General features: G+C 61.1%; 24 protein-coding genes and 1 pseudogene. 9 read left to right on the plus strand and 16 right to left on the minus strand.

All coding sequences use genetic code 11. From position 1 onward, the window contains the following. The first annotated feature begins 108 nt into the window (after positions 1 to 108). The 5 genes from WH299_RS00900 (at position 109) to WH299_RS00920 (ending at position 4,640) form a co-directional block, all read left to right on the plus strand. Positions 109 to 1,140, plus strand: coding sequence for a LacI family DNA-binding transcriptional regulator (locus WH299_RS00900; protein ID WP_028617669.1), 1,032 nt, complete (start codon positions 109 to 111; stop codon positions 1,138 to 1,140). Between the two features lie 40 nt (positions 1,141 to 1,180). Continuing rightward, positions 1,181 to 1,813 carry a glutathione S-transferase family protein gene (locus WH299_RS00905; protein ID WP_122728477.1) on the plus strand — a complete coding sequence of 211 codons (633 nt, stop codon included), beginning with the start codon at positions 1,181 to 1,183 and terminating at the stop codon, positions 1,811 to 1,813. Between the two features lie 16 nt (positions 1,814 to 1,829). Continuing rightward, positions 1,830 to 2,567, plus strand: a complete 738-nt coding sequence (locus WH299_RS00910) for an NAD-dependent epimerase/dehydratase family protein (RefSeq protein WP_339549396.1) — start codon at positions 1,830 to 1,832, stop codon at positions 2,565 to 2,567. An 8-nt stretch (positions 2,568 to 2,575) separates the two neighbouring features. Then, positions 2,576 to 3,985 carry an MFS transporter gene (locus WH299_RS00915; protein WP_339549397.1) on the plus strand — a complete coding sequence of 470 codons (1,410 nt, stop codon included), beginning with the start codon at positions 2,576 to 2,578 and terminating at the stop codon, positions 3,983 to 3,985. A gap of 133 nt (positions 3,986 to 4,118) precedes the next feature. Further along, on the plus strand, positions 4,119 to 4,640 hold the full coding sequence (locus tag WH299_RS00920) for a hypothetical protein (protein ID WP_126570663.1): 522 nt from the start codon (positions 4,119 to 4,121) through the stop codon (positions 4,638 to 4,640). A 150-nt stretch (positions 4,641 to 4,790) separates the two neighbouring features. On the opposite strand, the gene WH299_RS29575 is transcribed toward WH299_RS00920, so the two are convergent. From WH299_RS29575 to WH299_RS00930, 3 genes and pseudogenes are all read right to left on the minus strand, one after another. Continuing rightward, the gene (locus tag WH299_RS29575) at positions 4,791 to 5,360 is read right to left on the minus strand and encodes a methyl-accepting chemotaxis protein (RefSeq protein ID WP_372514816.1); all 570 of its coding nucleotides are present in this window, start codon (positions 5,358 to 5,360) and stop codon (positions 4,791 to 4,793) included. Next, a pseudogene (locus WH299_RS29580) lies at positions 5,334 to 6,110 on the minus strand (PAS domain-containing protein); the annotation flags it as partial. The gene WH299_RS29575 and the pseudogene WH299_RS29580, both read right to left, overlap by 27 nt. Before the next feature lie 167 nt (positions 6,111 to 6,277). Further along, positions 6,278 to 7,147 (minus strand): LysR family transcriptional regulator, encoded by an 870-nt coding sequence (locus WH299_RS00930; RefSeq protein WP_068932363.1) that lies wholly within the window; start codon positions 7,145 to 7,147, stop codon positions 6,278 to 6,280. A gap of 96 nt (positions 7,148 to 7,243) precedes the next feature. Here WH299_RS00930 and gstA point away from each other — a divergent pair, with 96 nt between their 5' ends. Then, positions 7,244 to 7,846 (plus strand): glutathione transferase GstA, encoded by a 603-nt coding sequence (gstA, locus tag WH299_RS00935; RefSeq protein ID WP_311893425.1) that lies wholly within the window; start codon positions 7,244 to 7,246, stop codon positions 7,844 to 7,846. Between the two features lie 5 nt (positions 7,847 to 7,851). On the opposite strand, the gene WH299_RS00940 is transcribed toward gstA, so the two are convergent. The 9 genes from WH299_RS00940 to WH299_RS00980 all read right to left on the minus strand — a co-directional run bounded on the left by WH299_RS00940 (position 7,852) and on the right by WH299_RS00980 (position 18,512). Then, entirely contained in the window at positions 7,852 to 9,240 is a 1,389-nt protein-coding gene (locus tag WH299_RS00940; RefSeq protein WP_339549400.1) for an aromatic amino acid lyase, read from the minus strand. Then, a complete protein-coding gene (locus tag WH299_RS00945) occupies positions 9,237 to 10,241 on the minus strand; it encodes an ornithine cyclodeaminase family protein (protein ID WP_123474644.1) in 1,005 nt (334 codons plus the stop codon). Before WH299_RS00945 ends, WH299_RS00940 begins: the two co-directional genes overlap by 4 nt. A 2-nt stretch (positions 10,242 to 10,243) precedes the next feature. Continuing rightward, a complete protein-coding gene (locus WH299_RS00950; RefSeq protein WP_068932369.1) occupies positions 10,244 to 11,170 on the minus strand; it encodes an aliphatic sulfonate ABC transporter substrate-binding protein in 927 nt (308 codons plus the stop codon). After that, entirely contained in the window at positions 11,170 to 12,183 is a 1,014-nt protein-coding gene (locus tag WH299_RS00955) for an ABC transporter substrate-binding protein (protein WP_099494319.1), read from the minus strand. Before WH299_RS00955 ends, WH299_RS00950 begins: the two co-directional genes overlap by 1 nt. 161 nt (positions 12,184 to 12,344) lie before the next feature. Then, positions 12,345 to 14,981 carry a TonB-dependent receptor gene (locus tag WH299_RS00960; RefSeq protein ID WP_339549401.1) on the minus strand — a complete coding sequence of 879 codons (2,637 nt, stop codon included), beginning with the start codon at positions 14,979 to 14,981 and terminating at the stop codon, positions 12,345 to 12,347. A 241-nt stretch (positions 14,982 to 15,222) separates the two neighbouring features. Continuing rightward, complete coding sequence (locus tag WH299_RS00965) at positions 15,223 to 16,167, minus strand: FecR domain-containing protein (protein ID WP_122728498.1); 945 nt, start codon at positions 16,165 to 16,167, stop codon at positions 15,223 to 15,225. Then, a complete protein-coding gene (locus WH299_RS00970; RefSeq protein WP_016975977.1) occupies positions 16,164 to 16,673 on the minus strand; it encodes a sigma-70 family RNA polymerase sigma factor in 510 nt (169 codons plus the stop codon). Before WH299_RS00970 ends, WH299_RS00965 begins: the two co-directional genes overlap by 4 nt. 108 nt (positions 16,674 to 16,781) lie before the next feature. Then, positions 16,782 to 17,573, minus strand: coding sequence for a phosphate/phosphite/phosphonate ABC transporter substrate-binding protein (locus tag WH299_RS00975; RefSeq protein ID WP_339549402.1), 792 nt, complete (start codon positions 17,571 to 17,573; stop codon positions 16,782 to 16,784). 9 nt (positions 17,574 to 17,582) lie between these two features. Further along, complete coding sequence (locus WH299_RS00980; RefSeq protein ID WP_122728502.1) at positions 17,583 to 18,512, minus strand: fatty acid desaturase; 930 nt, start codon at positions 18,510 to 18,512, stop codon at positions 17,583 to 17,585. A gap of 301 nt (positions 18,513 to 18,813) precedes the next feature. Between WH299_RS00980 and WH299_RS00985 the strand changes: the two genes are divergently transcribed. Further along, positions 18,814 to 19,251, plus strand: a complete 438-nt coding sequence (locus WH299_RS00985) for a GNAT family N-acetyltransferase (RefSeq protein WP_122728503.1) — start codon at positions 18,814 to 18,816, stop codon at positions 19,249 to 19,251. Between the two features lie 59 nt (positions 19,252 to 19,310). Next, the gene (locus WH299_RS00990; protein WP_339549403.1) at positions 19,311 to 20,129 is read left to right on the plus strand and encodes a class I SAM-dependent methyltransferase; all 819 of its coding nucleotides are present in this window, start codon (positions 19,311 to 19,313) and stop codon (positions 20,127 to 20,129) included. A 230-nt stretch (positions 20,130 to 20,359) separates the two neighbouring features. Here WH299_RS00990 and def read toward each other — a convergent pair whose 3' ends face one another. The 3 genes from def to WH299_RS01005 form a co-directional block, all read right to left on the minus strand. After that, positions 20,360 to 20,899, minus strand: a complete 540-nt coding sequence (def, locus tag WH299_RS00995) for a peptide deformylase (RefSeq protein WP_122728507.1) — start codon at positions 20,897 to 20,899, stop codon at positions 20,360 to 20,362. 3 nt (positions 20,900 to 20,902) lie between these two features. Beyond that, positions 20,903 to 21,853, minus strand: coding sequence for a YihY/virulence factor BrkB family protein (locus tag WH299_RS01000; RefSeq protein WP_016975971.1), 951 nt, complete (start codon positions 21,851 to 21,853; stop codon positions 20,903 to 20,905). Between the two features lie 181 nt (positions 21,854 to 22,034). Beyond that, positions 22,035 to 22,220 (minus strand): CsbD family protein, encoded by a 186-nt coding sequence (locus WH299_RS01005; RefSeq protein ID WP_028617689.1) that lies wholly within the window; start codon positions 22,218 to 22,220, stop codon positions 22,035 to 22,037. A gap of 201 nt (positions 22,221 to 22,421) precedes the next feature. Here WH299_RS01005 and WH299_RS01010 point away from each other — a divergent pair, with 201 nt between their 5' ends. After that, positions 22,422 to 22,799: a hypothetical protein gene (locus WH299_RS01010; RefSeq protein WP_010208214.1), complete on the plus strand. Its 378-nt coding sequence runs from the start codon at positions 22,422 to 22,424 to the stop codon at positions 22,797 to 22,799. 55 nt (positions 22,800 to 22,854) lie between these two features. Here the strand turns inward: WH299_RS01010 and fadD1 are convergent, their stop codons facing one another. Further along, positions 22,855 to 24,546: a long-chain-fatty-acid--CoA ligase FadD1 gene (gene fadD1 / locus WH299_RS01015; RefSeq protein ID WP_028617690.1), complete on the minus strand. Its 1,692-nt coding sequence runs from the start codon at positions 24,544 to 24,546 to the stop codon at positions 22,855 to 22,857. Between the last annotated feature and the right edge of the window lie 60 nt (positions 24,547 to 24,606).

The following is a 24,606-nucleotide window of genomic DNA, read 5'->3' on the forward strand; positions in this document are numbered from 1 at the left end:
CATCCGCTCCAACGCTTTGAACAGGATCAGGCAACCCTTTGTTCAAGAATTTGCAGCCTTTTGGAGACAGCGCTACCTTAGTGCCTCGATTTTTGTTTGGCAAGCCGCCTGATGACCTCCAAGAACGATAAAAAATTGCGCACCACGGGTCGCCCGACCCTAAACGAAGTCGCCCGCCTGGCTGGCGTCAGCCCGATTACCGCGTCCCGCGCGCTGCGCGGCATCAGCACCGTCGCCACCGAACTGGTGGAAAAAGTGCAGCAGGCCGCCGCCGAACTGAACTACGTGGTCAACCCCGCCGCCCGCGCCCTGGCCTCAGCCCAGAGCCATTCGGTGGTGGTGTTGGTGCCGTCGCTGTCCAACCTGCTGTTTATCGAAACCCTCGAAGCCATCCACCAAGTGCTGCGACCCAAGGGCTTTGAAGTGCTGATCGGCAACTTCCATTATTCCCGCGATGAAGAAGAAAACCTGCTGCGCAACTACATGGCCTACCAGCCACGGGGTTTGCTGCTCACCGGATTTGATCGCACCGAAAGCGCCCGACGGATGGTCGAGGCCAGCAATGTGCCGTGCGTGTACATGATGGACCTGGACCCCAACGCCGGGGTGAACTGCGTGGGTTTCTCGCAACTGAGCGCGGGCGAAACGGCGGCGGCGCATCTGTTGTCCCGTGGGTACAAACGCCTGGCGTATATCGGCGCGCAACTGGACCAACGCACGTTGCTGCGCGGCGAAGGTTTCCGTCGAGCGCTGCAACACGCCGGCTTGTACGACCCGGCGCTGGAACTGCTGACACCCCGCCCTTCCTCAGTCGGCCTGGGTGGCGAACTCTTCCTGCAACTGCTGGCCGCCCATCCCGACGTGGATGCAATCTTCTTCGGCAACGACGACCTGGCCCAGGGCGCCTTGCTGGAAGCCATGCGCCATGGCATCAAAGTGCCGGAGCGCGTCGCGGTGCTGGGTTTCAACGACCTGCCAGCCTCGTCCTTCATGGTGCCGCGCCTGAGCAGCATCAGCACCCCGCGTGAGGCGATTGGGCGGCGTGCGGCGGAGCACTTGTTGACAATCATGGCAGGCAACAAGATCGCCAAGCCGGTGGTGGACATGGGGTTTGAGTTGCAGGTGCGGGAGAGTACCTGACCCTGCTAGATTGGTTGCTCTCCACCGCTAGGAAAGCACCATGGGACACTCACTGAAAATCTTGGGCCGCACGTCCTCCATCAACGTGCGCAAAGTGCTTTGGACCTGCCAGGAACTCGGCATCGACTACCAGCGCGAAGACTGGGGCATCGGCTTCAAGCCCACCCAATCCGCCGACTTCCTCGCCCTGAACCCCAACGCCCAGGTGCCGGTGTTGATCGATGACCACGGCGTGTTGTGGGAATCCAACACCATCTGCCGTTACCTGGTCAGCCTCTATCAACGCCACGACCTGCTCCCCGCCGAACCCGCGCCACGGGCCCGGGTCGAGCAATGGATGGACTGGCAAGCCACCGAACTCAACCCGTCCTGGGGCTACGCGTTCCATGCGCTGGTGCGCCAGAACCCGGACTACCAGGACCCACAGCGCCTCCAAGCCGGCGTGCAGGCCTGGAACGACAAGATGGGCCTGCTCGAACAACAACTGATCAAGACCGGCGCCTACGTCACCGGCGCTGAGTTCACCTTGGCAGACATCCTTGTCGGCCTCTCAGTACACCGCTGGCGCAACGCCCCGTTGGAACATCCGCCCTACCTTGCGGTGGAGGCGTATTACCAGCGCCTCAGCCAGCGCCCTGGCTTTAAAACCTTCGCCCTCGACGGCCATAACTAAAAACAAGGACGCCACTGTGAAAGGACTCAACGTACTGCTCACCGGCGCCTGCGGCAGAATCGGCAAGACGTTTTTCGACGCCTCGAAAGACCGTTACCGCTTCACCCTCACCGACCGCATCGCGCCGGATTTCGACCTGGGCACGCACCGCTTCATTCACGCCGACCTCAGCGATAAAACCAGCCTCGCCGCCCTGCTCGACGGCATCGACGTGATCGTGCACCTATCGGGCATCCCCCACGCCAGTGCCTCGTTCGAAGAACTTCTGCCCAATAACATCCTTGCCACCACCTACCTGTTCGAAGCCGCCGTGGCCGCTGGCGTGAAACGTTTGGTGTTCGCCAGCAGCGCGCAAACCATCGAAGGCTACCCGGTGGACCGCCAGATCACGCCCGGCATGCAGGTGATGCCCGCCAATCTGTATGGCGTGAGCAAATGCTACGGCGAAGCGTTGTGCGGCTATTACGCGGCCAAAACCCCGCTGTCGACCATTGCCCTGCGCATCGGCGCTTTCGAACTCCCCGAAACCCACGACCTCAATAACGCCCGCGACCTCAGCGCCTGGCTCAGCCCACGCGATGCCGTGCAGTTGCTGCAACGTTCGGTGGAAGCCGAGGGCGTGAAGCACCTGATCGCCCATGGCATATCCAATAACCGCTTCAAGCGCCTGGACCTGAGCGAAACCATGCGGGTGCTGGGTTACCATCCCCAGGATGATGCGTTTCAGACATTTGAGATTCCGATCACTTATTGAGTTTTCCCATGCCCGCACTCTCTACCACCGACGGCATCGACCCCATCCGCGCCGCCCACATCAGCGCACGTATCGACCGCCTCCCCGCCGTCGCCACCGTCTGGCGCCTGGTGGCGTTACTGTCGATTGGCGGTTTTTTCGAGCTGTATGACCTGTTCCAGACCGCCTACATCAGCCCCGGCCTGATCAGTGACGGAATTTTCCACACCGGCAGCGAGGGCGTATTCGGCTTCTCGGACCAGGCTGCATTCGCCTCGGCAACTTTTCTCGGCCTGTTCCTCGGCGCCAGCCTGCTCAGCCCCATCGCCGACCGCTTCGGACGGCGGGCGATCTTCACCTTTGCGTTGATCTGGTACACCGTCGCCACAGTATTCATGGGCATCCAGACCTCAGCCGTGGGCATTATCTGCATGCGTTTCCTGGTCGGCATTGGCCTGGGCATTGAACTGGTGACCATCGACGCCTACCTCTCGGAACTGGTGCCCAAGCGTATGCGCAGCTCGGCGTTTGCCTTTGCGTTCTTTATCCAGTTCCTGTCGGTTCCGGCGGTGGCGTTGATGTCGTGGTGGCTGGTGCCGCAAGCGCCGTTCGGCGTGTCAGGTTGGCGTTGGGTAGTGTTGTCGAGCGCCGTGTTTGCGCTGTTTATCTGGCAATTGCGCAAGCGTTTGCCGGAGTCGCCGCGTTGGCTTGCACAAAAAGGGCGTTTTGAAGAGGCCGGTCTGATCATGGACAACCTCGAAGCGCGCTGCCAGAAAGACCATGGCAAACCCTTGGATGAGCCCGAACCCGAAGCCGTCAGCGTGCAGGGTAGCGGCCGCTTTGCCGATATCTGGCAACCACCGTATCGCCGCCGCGCCTTGATGCTGATCGTATTCCATGTGTTCCAGGCCATCGGCTTCTTCGGTTTCGGCAACTGGCTGCCGGCGTTGCTGTCCGGCCAGGGTGTGAGCGTGACCCACAGCTTGCTCTACGCCTTCATCATCACCCTCGCCTATCCGCTGGGGCCGCTGCTGTTCGTGAAGGTGGCCAACCGTTTTGAAAACAAATGGCAGATCGTCGGCTCGGCCCTCGGCGCGATGATCTTCGGCAGCCTGTTTGCCCTGCAAACCACGGCGGTGGGGCTGGTGATCTGTGGGGTGATGATCACGTTCTGCAACGCCTGGCTGAGCTTCAGTTATCACTCGTACCAGAGTGAATTGTTCCCCACCAACATCCGCGCACGGGCAGTAGGGTTCTGTTACTCGTTCAGCCGCTTGTCCACGGTGTTCAGCAGTTTGTTGATCGGCTTTATCCTCGAACACCTGGGCACGCCGGGCGTGTTGGCGTTCATTGCCAGCAGCATGTTGATCGTGATGATCACCATCAGTTGGTTCGGGCCGCGTACGCGGAACCTGGCGCTGGAAAACATCGCCCACTGACGGCAATGATTGGCCGCCTGCGGGACAATGCTTGCCGCAGCGGCCAAACGATCCCCAATAGAACCGGGCACTTCACGCCCGGCACGCTATTTGCTCCACCTGTGGCACCGAACATTCCCCCAGGTGACCGATCATGCTGGTTAACAACAACACCCAAGCCGTTTCGACTGTTCAACAGATCAAGCGGCCCGACATGGACCCCGCCAACGCCGCCGCCAGCGCGCTGTACAGCGGCGCCTTGCAAGCCGCGCAGCAAAGCGTGACCGTGCCCGCCGCGCAGAAGGAACTGGACAAGGCCGCCGACCGCATCGACGAAGCCTTTGCCAAGACCCGCGTGCAGTTGCAGACCACCACAGAAGCCGTCACTGCCTCTACCACGACGCCGGACGTACCAAAAACCGGTTCGACCGCCAGCTCCGCGCGCTCCGAGTTCACTGACTACATGAATAAAACCCCGGCCGAACGTATCCGTGAGCAGTTGCTCAAGGAGCAGGGTTTGACCGAGGCGGACGTACAGAACATGTCCCAGGAAAAGCAGGACGCGATTTCCAAGCAAGTGGCTGAACGCCTGAAGCAACAACAAGAGCAACAGGTAGCGGCCAAAACCGTTGACCCGCAGGTGCAGGCAGTGAAAGAAACCCTGGCTGCGATCTAAACAGCACCGCACATCAACTGTGAAAACAGCCTTGTGTGGGAGCTGGCTTGCCTGCGATGCGGATCACTCGGTGTTCCTGATGTACCGAGGTGATGCTTTCGCAGGCAAGCCAGCTCCCACCGTGATCGGGTTATCAAGCTGACAATGGGTTTATTGCAGTTGCAGCGTCGAATTGAATTGCCCGATCGCATCCACCACGTGCCGTGACCCTTCCTGAATTTCCAGGATCACCTGCCCCGCTTCATTCGCCAATTCCACCCCCAGCCCCGTGCGGCTCAAGCTCGATTGCATGCTCGACACCGCGCTCAGCGACAGGTCGTGGTTCTTGCGCACCACATCGACGATTTCCACCGTCGCATGGCTCGTCCGTGCGGCCAGGCTGCGCACCTCGTCGGCCACCACTGCAAAGCCGCGCCCGTGTTCGCCGGCCCGCGCCGCTTCAATCGCGGCGTTGAGCGCGAGCATGTTGGTCTGCTCGGCAATGCTACGGATGGTCTGCACGATGGCGCCGATGATGTCCGATTGTTTACTCACCGCATCGATGCTCTGCGCCGCTTGGTTCAAATCGTGGGAAATTTCTTCGATGATCTGTACGGTTTGCTGCACCACCTCCGAGCCCTTGCGTGCGCAGGCGTCGTTTTGCACCGAGGTGGCGTGGGCCGAGTCGGCGGCGGTGCGCAGGGTGGTGACTTGGTCAGTGATGTCGCTGGCGAACTTCACCACTTTGTACAGGCGGCCATTGGTGTCGAAGATCGGGTTATAGGAGGCTTCCAGGAACAGGGTCTTGCCGTACTTGTTTTTGCGCTCGAAGCGGTGCGAGTGGTATTCGCCACGATTGAGCGACGCCCAGAACGCCTTGTAGGCCGGCGATTCCACTTCATTGCGGTGGCAGAACATGCTGTGGTGCTGGCCGACGATTTCATCCAAGGAATACTGCACGGTCTTCAGAAAGTTTTCATTGGCGTTGATGATCTGGCCCTGCGGGGTGAACTCGATCACCGCCATGGAACGGCCAATAGCATCGATCAGGCTCTGGTTTTCATGCTCGTGATGGACTCGCGCAGTAATGTCCGACGCGACTTTGATTACGCTCTGAACGTGATTGTCCTTGTCCAGCACCGGCATGTAGCTGGCTTCCAGCCAGACTTCCTGGCCATGCTTGTTCAAGCGCATGAAGGTGCCACTGAGGGCCTCGCCCCGCGCCAGGTCGCGCCATAGCTTGGCGTAGGCATCGGTGTGGGTGTAGGGCTCGTCGCAAAAGAGGCGGTGAGGTTTACCGCGTATTTCCTCGACGCTATAGCCCATGGTTTTGCAGAAATTGTCGTTGGCGTCGAGGATCACGCCACTGGGGTCGAACTCGATCATGGCCATGGAACGGCTGATAGCGGCGAGTTTGGCGTTGGATTCGGTGAGTGCGCAGGAAAAACGTTCGATTTGTTGCAGGTCGGATTTGTGATGGCGGTAGAACATGGTCAGATCACCCTAGATTCCCGGCGCCTGGAAGGCGCATTCCATTCATTTGTTGGCTATTGCTGGCACACCGTCATGGGGAAATAACCATCCAAATCGCTTTATATGCCAAGCGTCATAAACGGTTCCGGGTGAGCATAGACAGGGCTTGGCGCTATGCAAGGCCACTAGTCAGCCAGCATTTTTAACAATGCGAGGGCGGCGGCTGACAGTGGGCGATCCGGCGAGCCGACCAAGGCAAATTCGCGGTGCAGCGGCACATCCAACGCCATCACGCGCAGGCCCTTGCGCTGGGACGGCAAGGCCATTTCCGGCACCAGTGTGACGCCGACGCCCTCACGCACCAGGCTGAAGGCACTGTTCCATTCACGCACCTCAACGCGGACATCGCGCAGGGTCAGCCCGGCGGCGGCGCCCAGGCTGCGGGCATTGGCGGTGCAGCCACCGGTAGCCAGCACGAAAGGCTGCTCAAGCAATTCCTCAAGCGACACCGTGGCATCGGCGGGGCGTTGCGCCAGCGCGTGCTCCACTGGCAGTACGGCCATCCACAAGTCACGGCCCAACACCGTCGCATTGCGCTCGGGCGGGGGGTTGAGCACCACGCCCAAGTCGATAAGGCCGGTGTCGAGCAAGGTAAGCACTTCGTTGTCAGTGACATCCAAGCTGGTGACGTCGATACCGGGATAGAGCTGCGCAAAACGCTGCAATGCGGGTGTCAGAAATGTCGCCAGCACCATGGGGAAACTGGCGATGCGAATCGTCCCACGCAACATGGGCCTGGCTTCGTCCACGGTGCTACGAATCGCCTGCAACGCCCCAAGCATGACTCGCGCCTGCTCGATCACACTCAAGCCCAGGGCGGTGGGCAAGGTCTTGCGCGGTTCGCGGGTAAACAGCTGCGCGCCCAGCGTCGCTTCCATACCGGCCATGGCTTGGCTGGCGGCGGATTGGGTCATGCCCACGCGCTCGGCGGCGGCGGTGATGCTGCCGTGATCGGCCACGGCCACCAGCAAGCGCCAGTGCATCAGGTTCATCATGGCAGTAGCTGTCCTTATGGCAGGGGTCTGAACATTTAATTTTACGCACGGTGCCACGCCCGCGAGACTGGCGCAAATTCAACGGAGCTGCCCCAGATGAAACTGTATTTCTTCCCCCACGCCTGTTCTCTCGCCCCGCATATCGTGCTGCGCGAATTGGCGCTGCCGTTCGACCTGGTCTTGGTGGATAACCAAGCCAAGACCACCGCCGACGGCGAAGACTTCCTGCAGATCAACCCCAAGGGCTACGTCGCGGCGCTGAAACTGGACAACGGCCAGGTGCTGACCGAAGCCAGCGCGATCCTGCAATACCTGGCCGACCTGAAACCCGCCGCAGGCCTGGCGCCGGCTAATGGCAGCTGGGAACGCGTGCGCCTGCAGGAGTGGCTGAACTTCATTGCCACCGAGATTCATGGCGGCTTGGCCGTATTCTTCAACGGCGCGATCCAGGGCGAGGTGAAAGCTGCATTCCAGGCCACGCTGTTCAAGCGTTTCACGGTGCTGGTGCAGACGCTGGAGCGCCAGGATTACCTGTTGGGTGCGCAGTACTCGGTGGCAGATGCCTACCTGTTTGTGGTGCTGCGCTGGGCGGCGTTTCACGCGATTGATTTGGATAAGTGGCCGGCGCTGGCGGCGTTTCAGCAGCGGGTGGGTGAGCGGCAGGCGGTGATTGCGGCGTTGGCCGCCGAGAATCCATAAGGCTCCTACAGAGGGAATGGGGTGGATTCGAGGAAGGTGGCCAATGCCAATACATCCACTGAGCCTGAGCGGTCTTCATCAAGATGAGCCACCTGGCTGCGCACGGCTTGATGGACCAGCCGCACACCTTGCCCCAGTCGCAGCGCCCCCCTTAAATCCACCGCCTGCGCGGCGACGATCAGTTCAATACTGGCCAGCCACAGCACCCGCTCGGTCAAGCGACGAGTCTTGTCGACCACCGCCATGGCCTGGCCCGCATAGTCTTCAACACGGTCCGCCACCGGCACGCTGATCGCCGGCAGCGGATTGGCCAGGTGCCCGATTTCGGCGACCAACGCCGAACTGGTGCGCTGCAAGGCGGCCATGCCGACATGACCGGGTTGAGTGATCAGGAAGCGCGGCAGATCGCTGGAAGCCGGCGACAGCAGCTTGGCAATGCGTTCAGCGCTGCACGCGGCGACACGGGTAAGCGCCAGGCCCAACCCTTCAGTGGCCAGCGCCAAGTGGGTGCTGTCGAAATTCGCCGTGGCCAACACAAGCGACGCTTCGCTGATCAACGCCGGGTTATCCGCACCGCTGCGCAGTTCCAATTCAACCAATTCATGCAGGGCGTGCAGCGCCTGCTGCGCCGCACCCTGGACCACCGTGGCACAGCGAAAGCTCAACGGGTCCTGCAAGCGCCGTGGGCTGTCCGCCAACTCACCACCCGCCAGCAACTGCAACAACGCCGCCGACTGCTCGCTTTGCCCCGGAGCCGGCCGCAGACGCGAAGCCCAAGGCTGGAACGGACTGAGGTTGGCCCGATAGCCTTCACACGATAACGCCAGCGCCGCCAGCAAAACCTCCAAGGCCCGCTGCGCCTCAGCCACCAGCAACGCGCCCAGCCCAACACTGGCCGCATTCGCAGAGACCAGCGCCAAGCCATCTTTGCCGGTCAGCGGCACTGACAACGCGAGACTCAGGTGCGCCAGTGGCGCCAGGTCACTCTCGCCCAACGAGCCGAGCAACGGTACATCGGGCTCGACGCCGGAATTGAGCAACGCTAGCAGTGCATCCGCCGCCCCCGGAGAAATACCCGAACGCCCCTGAGCCAATCCGGCCAGCCGCGCAGCCGTGATCGCGCGCAGCTCCTGGCGATTGGCAAGGCGCCCGACCCCCACCGCACGCCCCAACGGAATACTCGCCTGCACGGGCGCCACCGCCGTATCCACCGCTGCACCGAGGCCGGTATTTACCCCATAAATTGGCGTGCCTTCAGCCGCCAGTTTCACCAACAACTGGTGGCCTTCTTCAATACGCTGACGGGTCTGCGCAGAGAAATCCGCCGGTACGTCCTGGCGGGCAATCGCCAGCAAATCGACGAGGCTCAAGCCTTCGGGATCGAAGTGAATCATGCCCAGCGCAACCGCTGGCCAATCCCCAGGCGCCCGGCTTTTTCCAGCAGCGCATGGCCCAACGCGATATCACTGAGGCTCAGGCCGCGGTGCCAGAACAGGATGGTTTCCTCGGCGGTTTCCCGGCCTTTTTTCAAGCCGGCAACAATTTGGCCCAGTTCGGCATGCAGGGTCTCGGCACTGAGTTTGCCAGTCTCAACATGGGCGCGCAGCGAGCCAAATAGCCCGCCTTTGCATTGGCCCCAATCATCAACCACCAGCTTGCTCATGATGTCGGTGAGGGACAATTCCACCGCGCTCATGGTGCCGTAGGGCACCACAAAAGCACCGGGTTTGATCCAGTCGGTGCGCAGCAGCGGTTCGGGCTGATCAAGGCGCGACGCCTCGACCACAATGTCGGCGCCACGCACGGTGGACTCCCAATCGTCGGTGACGATCACCGACTTGCCCAGGTCCTTGCGCAGGCGCTCGGCGAAGGCTTCCCGACTTTCGCTGCGGCGTGAGTGCACACGGATTTCGTCGAAGTCGAACAGGTGATCCAGCAAGCGCACGTTCCAATACGCCGTGCCACGCGCGCCAATGTGCGCCAGCACTTTGCTGTCGGGCCGGGCCAGGTATTTGGCGCCGATGGCCGTGATGGCACCGGTGCGCATGTCGGTGATCGCCGAGGCATCCAGGATGGCCTTGGGAATCCCGGTGGCGGGGTCCAGCAAGTTGAGGATCGCCAATTCCGAGGGCAAACCCTTGCGGTAGTTGTCGACAAAATCCCCCACCACCTTGACCCCGGCGTAACCGATATCGCCACCCAACACGCCGCGCAATACGTTGAAGTGGCCGTTGATCTCGCCGCCGGGAATCAGGTGGGTGCGCGGTTCGATCACCGCCTCGCCACGGCCCTGGATCGCCAGGCTGGCTTCGATGGCGGTGAGGATTTCATCATTGGTGAGGCCCAGTTCGTCGATGTCGAGGCCGTTGAGAAAATCGATGTAGATCGGTTGCATGGTCATGGCGCCTTGAAGACAGCTTGCTGTACATCGACCTTTTTCGGGATCAGGCCGTTGGCAAAGAACAGGTCGGCGGTGTGTTGCTGGGTGGCGATGTCGGCGGCTTGCAGCGGACGAATCGGCGTGGAGGAACGGTGTTCGAAGTAGCTTTTGACCACCGCTGGTTGCAGGCCCAGGGTCTTGGCCATCAGCGCGATGCTCGCTTCGGGCTGGTCGAGGGACAGGCGCTGCGCCTTGGCCAGTGTCTGGATGATCGCGCCAATGGATTGCGGATATTGCTTGGCAAACGGGCTGCTCACCACGAAGAAACTGCCCGCCGGATTGAGGCCCTGGCCATCGCCCAACACGCGGGCGGAACCGTCGACCACGGCCGCGGAGTAGTACGGGTCCCACACCACCCACGCGTCGACTTTGCCTTGCTCAAAAGCGGCACGCCCGTCGGATGGCGACAGGTACACCACATTCACGTCTTTCCATTGCAAACCGGCGCGCAGCAGGCTTTTAAGGAACAGGTTGTGGGCGCTGGAGCCCTTGAGCAGCGCCACGCGCTTGCCCTTGAGTTCCGCCACGCTCTGTACGCTGCTGGCTTTTGGCACCAACACCGCTTCGGTCTTGCCCTCGTTGGGTTCTACGGCGAAATACTGCAAGTCGATGCCAGCGGCCTGGGCGAAAATCGGCGGGATATCACCGATATTGCCGATGTCCAGGCTGCCGCCGTTCAGCGCTTCGATCAGCGGCGGGCCGCCGAGGAATTCGATCCACTGCACCTGGGTGCCGGGCAATGCTTCCTCGAAGAGTTTGTGCTCACGGGCCAATACCATGCTCACCGAGCTTTTCTGGTAACCGATGCGTAACGTGGCAGGTTCGGCCGCCAGCACCTGACCGGCGACCAGCGAAAGTACCGCAGCAGCGAAGATTTTAAGCATCAGAGCGCTCCCTTCAGCTTGGCCGCCACATCGACCGGCACCCATTGCTGCCAGACGTCTGGGTGGTCCTTGAGGAACGCTTCAGCGACCTGACGCGGCGGTGTACGTTTCTCGCTCATTTCGCCGAGGATGCCATTGAGCAGATCAATCGGCAGGTCGACCTTTTCAAACACGCTGACCAGTTGCGGGTACTGCGCCTTGAACGGCGCCGACACACCAATCGCCAGCCGCGCTGGCATCGAGCGGGTGCCGATGGGGTTGGGGTTTTTCGCGTCCGACAGGGTCTTCCAGGCTTCGGCGTTGAAGGGCGGCTCTTCCAGCTTGACCAGCTTGAACCGGCCCAGCAGCGGCGTCGGCGACCAATAGTAGAACAGCACCGGCTTGCCACGACGGATCGACGACGCCACTTCGGCATCCAACGCCGCGCCGGAGCCGGTGCGGAAGTTGACGAAGCTGTCGGTGAGTTTGTACGCCTTGAGCTTCTGGCTGTTGACGATCTCCGACGTCCAGCCCGTTGGGCTGTTGAGGAAGCGTCCACGGCTCGGGTCTTCGGGGTCGCGGAACACGTCCTTGTAGCGCGGCAGGTCGGCCACCGACTTCAAGTCCGGCGCCAGGGGTTTGATACCGCGCGCGGCATCGCCCTTGATCACGAACTCCGGCACCCACCAGCCTTCGGTGGCGCCTTTGACCGTGTCGCCCAGGCCAAACACTTTACCTTCGTTTTCCGCCTTGACCCATGCCGGACTGCGCCCGGCCCACTCTTCACCGATCACCTGGATATCGTCCTTGGCCAGGGCGGCTTCCAGGCTCACGGTGCTGCCGGGCAAAGTGTCAGTCGGCAGGCCGTAGCCTTTCTCGACAATCAGGCGCAGTACCTCGGTGATCAAGCTGCCGCTTTCCCAGGTGATGTCACCGAAGTGGATGGGTTTGACGGTTTCAGCGGCGGTTGTGGGTTGCGCTAAAACGGCCAGTGCCAGCAGTGAGCCACCGAGCAGTGTTTTAAGTCTTTTCATGCAGAACCTCGTGGTGAATCATTTTCTAGAACACAGAAGATCCAGTGTGGGAGCGGGCTTGCTCGCGAATGCGGTGGGTCAGTGATGCATGAGCTGGCTGACCCACCGTATTCGCGGGCAAGCCCGCTCCCACATTCGATCTCTGCGGTATTCAAGATCGGTTAAAAGTCATAACTGAGCCGCGTGTAGTAAAACGCCCCTTCCGGCGCCGACGGCGACAGGTAGCTGTACTGCTGGCCCGGCGTCTGGCGCAGGCGGGTGTTGAAGTCGTCGGGCTTGCTGTCGAACAGGTTGTTGGCGCCGACTGACAAACGCAGTTGTTTAGTGAAGGCGTAGTTCACGTCCAGGTCGGTGTTCCACTGCGCGCCGAAGGTCTGGTCGTACTGGGCGTTGGCTTCGCTGGCGGCGTATTTGCGGTATTCGCCGTAGCGGGTTTCGCTGAGGGCGATGGTCCACGCACCGATGCGGTGGGTCGCGCCGAGCACTAGCTTGTCTTCGGGGTAACCGTGTTCCAGGAAGCCACGGGCTTCGCGGGTGAGGATGTCGAAGCCGTTGGGGTTTTCGTGGACCTTCTCGATCGTGGTGCGTGCCTTGGTGTAGCCGGCCGACAGACTCAACGCGCCGTACTGCGCCAGGTCCAGGTTGTACTTGCCGACGATGTCGACGCCACGGGTGCGGGTGTTGGCCGCGTTGGTCATGAACTGCGCCCAGGTGTACTGGCCAAACCCGGCTTGCTGCAGGATCTGCTCGGCGCGCGGCCCGGAAATGCCGCCGCTGTAGAGCAGGCGATCACGAATCGAAATCTGGTAGGCGTCGATAGTCAGCGAAGCGTTTTCAATCGGGCGCAGCACCAGGCCCAGGGAGTAGTTGGTGGATTTTTCCGGTTTGAGCGGCTCGGCACCCAGCGCACGGGCGGCCGGGTTGTCGGCGGGCAACATGCGCGTCAGCACCGGGTTGCCGTTGATGTCGACGTTGGTGGTGGTGGTCCACGACGTGCCGATCTGCCCCAGGGTCGGCGCACGGAAGGAGTTGTTCACCGTGGCGCGCAAGCCCACCTGCGGCGTGAAGTCATACCGCGCCGACAGCTTGCCGGTGGTGGCCGATCCAAAGTCCGAATAGTGCTCGGTACGCCCGGCCAGGCCGACCTGGAATTTGTCGGTGAGCTGGTGCTCAAGACCAAAGTAAACGCCGCCGACATCACGCTTGTAGGTGCCGGCGTCGTCTGGCGTGAGACCGGAGGCTTGCACCGCGCCGACCTGCACACCGTTGATGCCGCCAAAGGAGTAGGACTCGTAGTCGCCCTCCTCCAGACCATACTGCTCATGGCGGTAGGCAATGCCCGCCGAGACGGTCAGCGGATGGCTCGACCAGTTGACGTCCAGATCCTTGACGTAATCCAGGCCAAGGTTGGTCTGCTCGTTGACCAGCGTAGCCACATCAAACTTGGTCGGGCTGTTCAGGCCGTAGCTCGGGTTGACGGTGTTGAACGCCAACTCATCGTGCTTGTCGCGACCATAGGTGGCGCTGAGGTCGAAGCGCCCGAGGGCGTCGTCTTCATAGCGGGTGCCGACGGTGAGCGCGCCATCTTCATAGCGGTAGCGGTATTTGGGAATGGTGCCGTTGGGGTAGATGCCCTGCACGTTGTTCGGATTATTCGCCAGCAGCGGTGGCGTGTTGTTCACCGACTTGTCCTGGCCGAAGGTGGCGAAACTGTAGAGGCGCCATTGGTCACTCAGGCCGACTTCGGCATTCGCCGCCAGGTTGAATTTATCGCGCCCTGCACCGCCCCAGCGTGGGTCTTGCAGTTGGCCGTCGGCGACGTATTTGTCGCCAATGTCAGTGGGTTTGTTGTTGAGCGTGTTGAAGCTCAGGGTGAGAAAGCCATCCCCCGGCAAACCCAGGCCGTACCAGCCGTCGGTGGTTTTGCTGAAGCCGTCGCCCTGGGCGTATTTACCCAGTTGGGTGTTGACCTGGCCACCGCTGTCACGCTCCTTGAGCACGATGTTGACCACGCCCGCCACCGCATCCGAGCCGTATTGCGCCGACGCGCCATCGCGCAGCACTTCGACATGATCAATGCTGCTGATGGGGATCATGTCCAGGTCCACCGGCTGCGCGCCAATGAACGGCACGCCACCGGAGATGTTCACCACCGCCGAGGCATGGCGGCGCTTGCCATTGATCAGCACCAGCGTCTGGTCCGGCGCCAGGCCGCGCAAGGACGCGCCCTTGGGGTTCTGGCCACGGGTGGCGCTCTGGTTCTGCGGAAAGTTGAACGAGGGCAGCAGTTGGAACAGCGCCTGGTTGAGGCTGGTGGCACCGGTCTGCTTGAGTTCTTCGGCGTTGATCACGTCCACCGGGGCCGCACTGGTCAAGGCGGTGGCGTCGCTGCGCCGGGTGCCGATGGCGACCACGCGGTCCAGGGTCGGCGCTTGCGCTGCGCTGGTTTGCGCCTTGACGTTGCTGGTCGCGTTTTTGCTCGCGCCTTCCTTGATGATGAACGCACCGTCCGGACTGACCTGGACTTGCAGGCCGGTGCCCTTGAGCGCGGCGTCCACTGCCTGTTGCGCCGACAGCGAACCGTCCACGCTGGCCGAAGAATAGTTACCCAACTGCGGCGTAAACGAGATCACCTGGCCGCTTTGGCGACTGATGTTCAGCAGCACCTCATCCAGCGGGCCAGGCGCAATGTGGTAGACCTGGCGCACCTCTTCTGCGCTGGCCGCAAACGAGAACAACAGGCTGGCCAACGGCACCAGGGCAAAGGTTCGAAGCGGCACACGGTTGAACTGATTCACTTTGGCTCCCCCCAAGGAAACTCGACAACGCTGCTCCCCGCAGCGCTTACGGGAGTGATGTGGGACGGCGGGGGGAAAACTTGCAGATCGTTTGGTTATGTTCTTAGAACCCACACTTGAAGTGAGAACCCGATCAGTGTGGGAGCTGGCTTGCCTGCGATGAAATCGCCTCGGTAGGGCTGATGCACCGAGTCGCCTGCATCGCAGGCAAGCCAGCTCCCACAGGGACTGCGTGAACCTGCTAGACCGCATTGACAGTCACCCACAAACCGGTGCGGCGGGTGATGTGGATCGGCAAGGTGCGCGCCAGGGTGTCGAGGATTTGTTGGGGGTTGTCCAGCCGATACAAGCCGCTGACGCGCAGGCCCGCCACGGCGGGGTCCAGGCGCAGCACGCCATTGTGATAGGGCCGCAGTGCGTCGATGACTTCAGCCAGCGGGCGGTCGCGCACTTGCAGGAAGCCGTCGACCCAGGCCGTGGCGCCGGAGGAACTGGCCTGCACCGGACCGAATCCAGCGCGGTCGTAATGCACTTCATGGCCAGCGGCGAGTTGCAGGCGTTCGCCGTTCTGGCCGTCGATTTCCACCGCGCCGTTGAGGGCGACCACCTGACCCAGCCCTTCCCGTTCACGCACCAGGAACCGGTTGCCATAGGCGCGCAGGCGGGTCTGGTCGGTTTGGATCAAAAACGGTCGGATGCGATCACTGGCGACCTTGGCCAACAACTCGCCTTCGCGCAGACGTACCAGGCGGCGTTGCGGATCAAACTGGATGTCGGCCGCGCTTTGCGCGTTGAGCAGCAATTCGCTGCCATCGTCCAACGTGACGGCACGGCGCTCGCCGGTGCCGGTGCGGATATCCGCCGTGAGTTCAGTCAACGGCACGCCGAGCGGCTTGGCCAGCAAGGCCGCGCCAACTGCCACACCAGCTCCGGCCAGAGCAACCTGCAACACATGACGTCGACTGGACGATGCCTCCAGCGCCTGCTGCACCACCTTGCCACTCACCCCTTGCGCCTGGGGAACCTGGAACATGCCCAGGCGGCTTTCCAACTGTCGGCACAAGGCATCATGACGCGGGTCGGCAGCGCGCCATTGTTCATAGCGTTGCCAGTCGCCCGCCGTGGCTTGGCCGGAGCGCAGCAGCACGTACCAGCGCGTGGCGCTGTCGATCAGCTCGTCGCTCATTCCAGGCACAGCCGCAGGCAGCGGTTGAAGGCGCGGGTCATATAGTCGCTGACTGAACGCTGGGAAATCCCCAGTTCGCTGGCGATTTCCGGGTAGGTCAGGCCATTGAGCTGCGAGAGCAAAAAGGTCGCCTTGACCTTGGCCGGCAAGCCGTCGAGCAACTGGTCGATGGCTTGCAGGGCTTCGAGCATTTGTGCCAGCTCTTCGGGAGACGGCGCGGTGGAGGTTTCGTCGTTGTCGAGGGCGTCGAGGTAGGCCCGTTCCAGATCACGGCGCCGCCACAGTTGATACATCAGCCGCTGGGCGATGGTGGTAAGTAGCGCACGCGGCTGGCGGATGGGCACGACACCCGGCGCGCTCAGCAACTGGACGAAGGTGTCGGCGGCGATGTCTTCGGCGTGGGCACGGGAATCGAGGTGGCGGTGCAAACGGCTGCACAGCCAGTCGTAATGACTGCGGAACAATCCGCCCACGTAATCGCTGTGAGAAGTGTCGGCGCCGGACATAGTGGCTCCATCTGAGTAGGCTGCGCGTTATGTCCGGTGTTCCGGTGGAGCGATCCTAGCAAGGCTGCTTATTCTTTAATAATATTTAAAAGGTATTTTTATATAACCTTATTGAAGTATCGGGAAGCCGGCGTCGATGGCCTGTCGTTGGTACTCCAGGAGCACTTCGTAGTCGTCTTCGCTGGCGGGTAGCACGGCCTGCAGGCCCAGCGTCTCGGCGACTTGCGGCAAGTCCTGCAACGCCTGATTCATGGCCTGGCGGAGTTGAATGACCTGTTCATCGCTCAAGCCTAATGGGCCGATATAGGGCAAGGTCGGGCTCGGCGCGCTACGGCTGACGATGCGCAGCCCCGCCACTTCCTGCGGCGCGAAACGGGCGAGGTACTCGTAGGTGACGCTGTCGATGGCGGCGAGGTCGGCGCGGTCTTCGCGCAGCCAGCGCAGGCTCTCGCGGTGAGCGCCGCTGATGGCGACGCTGGCGAAGAAACGCCCGTCGCGCTGCAAGGGTGCCAGGTGTTCGCGCAGCAGGTTCATGCCGCTGTTGGAGTCGTGGCCGTTGATAACGCCACGGCTGTTGTAGAAGTCCGACAGGGTAAATCGAGAGTTGTCATCGCGGGTCAGCAATAGGCTGCAGTGCTCGCCTTGACTGCTGTGGGGCAGCTCGTAGCGCGGGCGGCCAATGACACGGACTTGCCCGCGCAGCTGGGTCATCAGTGGATAACCGCAAGTCTGGGTCAGGAGTAATTCAGGCGCGAGCCACAGACTGTGCAGTTCGAGATGCGCGGCGTCGAGTCGCCCCATGCCCAGGTGGTCGAGGATGCGCGCAATCCACTGCTGGTTGGCCTGCTCGATCGGTGCGGGCGCGACATACATCAACAGCTCAGCATAGTGGTCACTCATGGTTATCTCTCACGCAAAAGGGTGACGGGGGCTGTCGATGGCCTTGAGGCCGTGACGGCTGATCAACTGGCCATAGCCCTGCACCAGGAAGCCGCCGCTGCGCGCCACCCATTGCTCACGCCGGGCGCGGTAGACCGTGGGCAGCAAGTACCAGGGCAGTTTCGGCAGGTCGTGGTGCACCAAGTGCAGGTTGTTGTTGAGGAACAGCCAGGTCCACGGCCAGGACGCTTCGTTGAGCACCGTGCGTTGCTCTGGCTGCGGGTGCGGGCGGTGTTCATAGTAGGAACGGATCGAGGCCAGGGACAAGGCCGGCACGCTGACCAGCAGCAGGTAATGCCACACAGAGAGCGCGCTGTAGTGGGCGATGAAACCCAGCAGCAATACGGTAACGGCGCTGTGGACCAGCCACATCGGCCACACCTGGGGCAGCCGCCGGTATTCGTGACGGGCCAGACGGCCAATCGCCAAGGGTGCCGCCAGCAGGAAGCGGCCGAGCACCGTCTTGGTCAGCCAATGCACGCCACGCTCGAACAGCGAGCTGGTGTCCCATTGCTGCTGGTTGAGGTAGCGGCTTTCCGGGTCGATGCCCGGCAGGGTCAGGTCTTCGTCGTTGTGGTGCAACAGGTGGCTGTCGCGGTACAGCGTGTAGGGATACCACACGGCAAAGGGCGCATAGCCAAGCAGCTTATTGAGCCGCAGCGAACGGGTGGGATGGCCGTGGAGCAATTCGTGTTGCACCGACAGCCACAGCGTCACGATAGGAATCAGCAGCAAGAGGCTCAACCCCAAGCCTAGCCAATGGCTACCCAGGATCACGGCGAACCAACCGACGTACACGCCGATCAGCAGCAGCCAGGTTGGCCATTCGGTTTTTGCGGTAAAGGTGGTGGCCAGGGCTTCGATTTCCCGGCGCTGGGTCAGATCAAGGTAGTTAGCCATCGGCAGCTCAGAGCAGGTGTTTCCTGCTCTGTGCAATGGGGCGGGAAAATCTTGCAGATCGTTTGGTTCTAAGCTTGTAACTCAGTGACCGAACAGGCCTGTTTCAGACTTCTTGGCCTTTTTGTCTGCGCGTTTTTCATCGGCGGTCTTTGCCGGTTTTTTCTTCGCGGCTTTCTTTGAATCCATACCTTTGGCCATGATGCATGCTCCACTGACAGGGGATGTAGCACTGGGTATACCACCTATTGCCCGGTAGAAGGCGCTTATAATCCCCGGCCCTGGATAACGCTGCCTGAACACCATGCCCGAATTGAACATCGAACCGCTGGCAGAGCCGCTGTGGCCGCTGCTAAACAAGTTTTACCGCAACCACAATTCGTCGATGAAGGCGCTCAAGGGTGGGCGTTTGTGGGTGGCGCGGGACGGTGAGATCGTCGCCGGGTTGTGCCTGACACCCGTGGTAGGTGGGCAATGGTTGACCGGGGTGTTCGTTGACCCTGCCTATCGCGGCCAAGGGCTGGCGGCGCGGGTGATCGAGGCAGCGGTTGCCGATGTCGACGGCACCCTGTGGTTGTTGTGTCATCCAGACCTGGAAGGGTTGTATCAACGCATGGGCTTCACTCAGGACACCGTGCTGCCGCAATCCCTCAGCGAACGCTTGGTACGCTACAAGCGCAACAAACCCATGATCGCGATGGGCTTAGATCGTTTGGTGAGGTCGACCGCAAATAATGTGTGATCAGCGCCTGCAGGGCCCATGCTAGCCTCGGCGGCACAGTGGCCCTTTACAGGATGATCATGAAAACGACGCTTGCAGTTCTCTCCCTCACCGCCCTGCTCGTCCCGGTCTCGAGCCAGGCAGCCGACGCAGCCATCACCGCCGAGCAGTACCAGAGCGTACTCGCCGGTAGTTGGCGCGACCCGGCCAACAGCGCCCGCGACGGCTATCGCCACCCGCAACAGACGCTGGAATTCTTTGGCCTGGGCGCCAAGCAGACGGTGATTGAGATCACCCCCGGTGGCGGCTGGTACAGCGAAGTGCTGGCGCCGCTGCTCAAGGATCATGGGCACTACATCGCCGCGGTGCAGGCGGCGAGCAGCAGCGCCTATGCGCGCACGTCCGAAGAGAACCTGAAAAAGAAATTCGTGGCTGATCCGGCTCGGTACGGTAAAGCTGAAGTCGTCGAGTTCGATTCCAAGGCGCCGGTGTTCGGCAAACCCGCGTCGGCGGATGCAGTGCTGACGTTCGGCAATGTGCATAACTGGGTCGAGGCAGGTACTGCGCCGGCCACGTTCAGTGCGTTCTACAAGGTACTGAAACCGGGCGGCGTGCTGGGCGTGGAAGATCACCGGGCCAAGGATGGGGCGGATCTGGAAGCGATCAAGGACAGCGGTTACCTGACAACGGCGCAGGTGGTGAAGCTGGCGTCCGATGCCGGGTTCAAGCTGGCGGGACAGAGCGAGGTGAATGCTAATCCGAAGGACACCAAGGACTACCCGGCTGGCGTGTGGACGTTGCCGCCGACCCTGAGATTGGGCGAGCAGGACAAGGCGAAGTATGTGGCGATCGGGGAGTCGGATCGGATGACGCTGCGGTTCATTAAACCGACCCGATAACAATTATTGAAGTATCGCTTTTCTGTGGTGAGCGGGCTTGTCCCTTGCTTCTGTGGTGAGCGGGCTTGCCCCGCGCTGGGCTGCGGAGCAGACCCAAACCTTTCACCGCAGTGCGCCTGACGCGCCGCGGTGGCTTGGATAGGGCCGCTTCGCAGCCCAGCGCGGGGCAAGCCCGCTCACCACAACAAGCCCGCTCACCACAACAAGCAGCCTTACATTCAGATGCGGGATCAATCGTCGGCCGTGGGATCCAAGTCCGGGAACATCACCTCGATAAACCCGAACTTGGTGAAGTCGGTGATCCGCGACGGATATAACCGGCCGATCAGGTGATCGCATTCATGCTGTACCACCCGCGCATGGAAACCATCGGCAAAGCGCACGATGGGTTCACCCTTGGGATCAAAACCTTCGTAGCGAATCTGCTGATAGCGATCCACTGCCCCCCGCAAACCCGGCACGGACAGGCAACCTTCATAGCCTTCCTCCAGCACCGGACTCAACGGCGTGATCAGCGGGTTGATCAGAATCGTCTGCGGCACCGGCGGCGCGTCCGGGTAGCGTTCGCTGGCCTCGAAACCGAAGATCACCAATTGCAGGTCGACACCGATCTGCGGAGCGGCCAGGCCGACGCCGCCCACGTGTTCCATGGTCTGGAACATGTCATCGATCAATTGCCACAGCTCGGGGCTGTCGAACATTTCCGGCGGAACCGGAGGCGCGATACGCAGCAGGCGCTCGTCGCCCATTTTCAGGATTTCACGGATCATCGATCAGACTTCATCGGCAGTGGGCTTGGAGTGGTCCCGGCCGAGGCCTGAGACGTGTTGTTTTTCATCGGTGTGGCCGGGCTCATCGAACTCTTTTTCACCCGGATCCTTGCCTTCGGCGGACATGTGCTCGATCACCGCATTCATCTCCGCGCCCAGCAACAGCACGGCGGCGGAAATGTAGAAGTACAGGAGCAACACGATGATTGCGCCGATACTGCCATACATGGCGTTGTAGTCGGCAAAGGTTTTGACGTAGTAGCCGAAACCCAGTGACGCGACGATCCACACCACCACCGCCAACACCGAGCCTGGGGTGATGAAGCGGAATTTCTGTTCGACATCGGGCATCACGTAGTACATGAGGGCCACGGCGAACATCAGCAAAATCACAATCAACGGCCAGCGCAGGATGGTCCACAGGGTGACCACGAACTCCTGCATGCCGATCTGCCCGGCCAGCCACTCCATCACTTGCGGGCCCAGCACCATCAGTGCGGCGGCGGCCAGCAGCATGCCGGCGATGCCAACGGTGTAGAAAATCGACAGCGGGAAGCGTTTCCAGATCGGTCGGCCTTCAACCACGTCATAAGCGGCGTTCATCGCGCTCATCATCAGGCGCACGCCGGCCGAGGCCGTCCACAATGCGATCACGATACCCACCGACAGCAGGCCACCCTTGGATTGCTGCAATTGGTCGATCACCGGGTTGACCTGCTCCAGCGCCTGCGGCGGCAACACCAGTTCCGACTGCAGGCGCAGCCAGGTGAAAAAGTCTGGCAGGTGCAGGAAGCCGATCAGGGCAATCAGGAACAGCAGGAAGGGAAACAGCGAAAACAGCATCTGGTAGGCCAGTGCCGAGGCGTACGTGGGCATTTCGTCATCGACGAATTCCTTGACGGTGCGCAGCAGCACTTTATGCAGCTTGAGACCATCGAGAACCGGAAAAATCATAGCGTCTCCTTTCGCCGCAAAAAGGTTGAGTTCGTGGGCGACTCAGGGGCCGTTTTCTACATCAAGGTAGCCTATTTGGCGACCTTGAAACAATTTCGAAACTTTAACCGCATCAGGTGACACAAAAACGGCCATCCGTGGATGGCCGTCGGGCTGCGTGTAACCAGCCAGCGATTCAGTGTTATTTGGTCGCTTTTTTGACCGCGTCCTTGGTGTCGCCTACCGCTTTCTGCACTTCGCCTTTCTTTTCCTGGACCACACCTTCAGCGCGCAGTTTGTCGTTGCCAGTGACTTTACCGACACCTTGCTTGATATTGCCGACCGCCTCGTTTGCCACGCCTTTAACCTTGTCAGATGTACTGCTCATGGTATTTCTCCGAAAGAACAATCAAGGGTTTTGGGTCATTACCTAAAGATTGACCCGAGGCCGTTCAGCAGAGTTTCAATTATTTTTGCCCACGCATTTCATCGCAGGCCGCAGGTTTGGCTTTATGTTTTGCCGCCAACCCCTGAGAATGCCCGGCACATTCAGGCTCAAACGCTGAATAACAGATCCCGTAGGAAGGTTATGAAACTCAATAAAGCACAGGCCATCGCCCGCCGAAACACCGAACTGGGCGGTGCCGTACTCGGCGTCAACAACTGCCACTTCACCGACCTGGACCGCAAACGCAACATCTGGTGGTTCGACCTGCCGGTGGGCCGGATTGCCGTGGGCCAGTACGAGTGGATCCACCTGTTGATGCACAACGCCGAGACTGACCAGTTGCTGCACCTGAAGGTGCCGACGGCGTTTTTGCGTGAGCACATCGAAGGCTTGGTGGTACGCAATGCCGGCAAGCGCAAGCCGGAGATTACGCTGGAGCTGAGTGCGGACAAGGATTCGTTCTTGAAGGATGTGCGTCCGGCGGGGGCTGGCGTGGGATTCGCGCAGTTCGCCCTATAAAAAACGCGGTTCAAAATGTGGGAGGGGGCTTGCCCCCTCCCACATTGGTATAGCGTTACTTTTTAAGACCGAGCTTCTTCAACTCTTCGTCGCGCAACTCACGGCGCAGGATCTTGCCCACGTTGGTGGTCGGCAATGCATCGCGGAACTCCACAGCCTTGGGCACTTTGTAGGCGGTGACGTTGGCGCGCATGTGCTCCATCACCTGGTCCTTGGTCAGGGTCGCGCCCGGCTTGACCACGATAAACAGCTTGATGTGTTCCCCGGACTTCTCGTCCGGCACACCGATGGCCGCGCACTGCAGCACGCCCGGCAGGCCTGCCAGCACGTCTTCCAACTCGTTGGGATACACGTTGAAACCCGAAACCAGGATCATGTCCTTCTTACGATCGACAATGCGCATGTAGCCGTCGGGCTGGATGATCGCGATGTCACCGGTCTTGAGCCAGCCTTCGCTGTCGAGCATCTCGTCGGTAGCGTCCTGGCGCTGCCAGTAGCCCTTCATCACTTGCGGGCCCTTGACGCACAGCTCGCCGGTTTCACCCAGGGCAAGTTCAGTGCCGTCGTCGGCGATGACTTTGCACACGGTGGACGGCACCGGAATGCCGATGGTGCCGATCTGGATGTGCTGGATCGGGTTCACGGTGGCCACCGGGCTGGTTTCGGTCATGCCGTAGCCTTCGCAGATGCCACACCCGGTCACGGCCTTCCAGCGCTCAGCGGCGGCCAATTGCAGGGCCATGCCGCCGGACAGGGTGACTTTCAGCGCGGAGAAGTCCAGCTTGCGGAATGCCTCGTTGTTGCACAGCGCCACGAACAGCGTGTTCAAGCCGACAAATCCACTGAACTTCCACTTCGACAGTTCCTTGACCATCGCCGGCAGGTCGCGCGGGTTGCTGATCAGGATGTTGTGGTTGCCGATCAGCATCATCGCCATGCAATGAAAGGTGAACGCATAGATGTGGTACAGCGGCAGCGGGGTGATCAGGATCTCGCAACCTTCATTGAGGTTGGAGCCCATCAGCGCCTTGCACTGCAACATGTTGGCGACCAGGTTGCGGTGGGTGAGCATCGCGCCCTTGGCCACGCCGGTGGTGCCGCCGGTGTATTGCAGCACCGCCACATCGCCACTGGCCGGGCTGGCATCGTTGACCGGTTGGCCGTTCCCCTTGGCCAGCACGTCATTGAATTTGATCGCGTTGGGCAAGTGATAGGCCGGGACCATTTTCTTCACGTACTTGATGACGCTGTTGATCAGCAGGCGCTTGAGCGGCGGCAACAGGTCGGCGACTTCGGTGACGATCACATGCTTGACGGCGGTCTTGGGCACGACCTTTTCCGCCAGGTGCGCCATGTTGGCCAGGCAGACAAGGGCCTTGGCACCGGAGTCGTTGAATTGGTGTTCCATTTCCCGCGCGGTGTACAGCGGGTTGGTGTTGACCACGATCAGCCCGGCACGGATGGCACCGAACACGGCAACCGGGTACTGGAGGACGTTGGGCAGTTGCACGGCGATGCGATCGCCGGGCTTCAAGTCGGTGTGCTGTTGCAGGTACGCGGCGAAGGCGCCGGACAATTCGTACAACTCACCGTAGGTGATGGTCTTGCCCAGGTTGCTGAAAGCCGGTTTGTTGGCGAAGCGCTGGCAGGACTGCTTCAGTACCGCCTGAATATTCGGATACTCGTCTGGATTGATTTCTGCAGCAATCCCGGCGGGGTACTTATCCTTCCAAAAGTCTTCGTTCATGGAAGCCCACTCCTCAGCGACGTCAGCGACGCGAATTCATCATCGCATTTGATGCGATTA

The organism is Pseudomonas sp. MYb541 (assembly GCF_037479595.1).
GTDB classification, from domain to species: domain Bacteria; phylum Pseudomonadota; class Gammaproteobacteria; order Pseudomonadales; family Pseudomonadaceae; genus Aquipseudomonas; species Aquipseudomonas canadensis.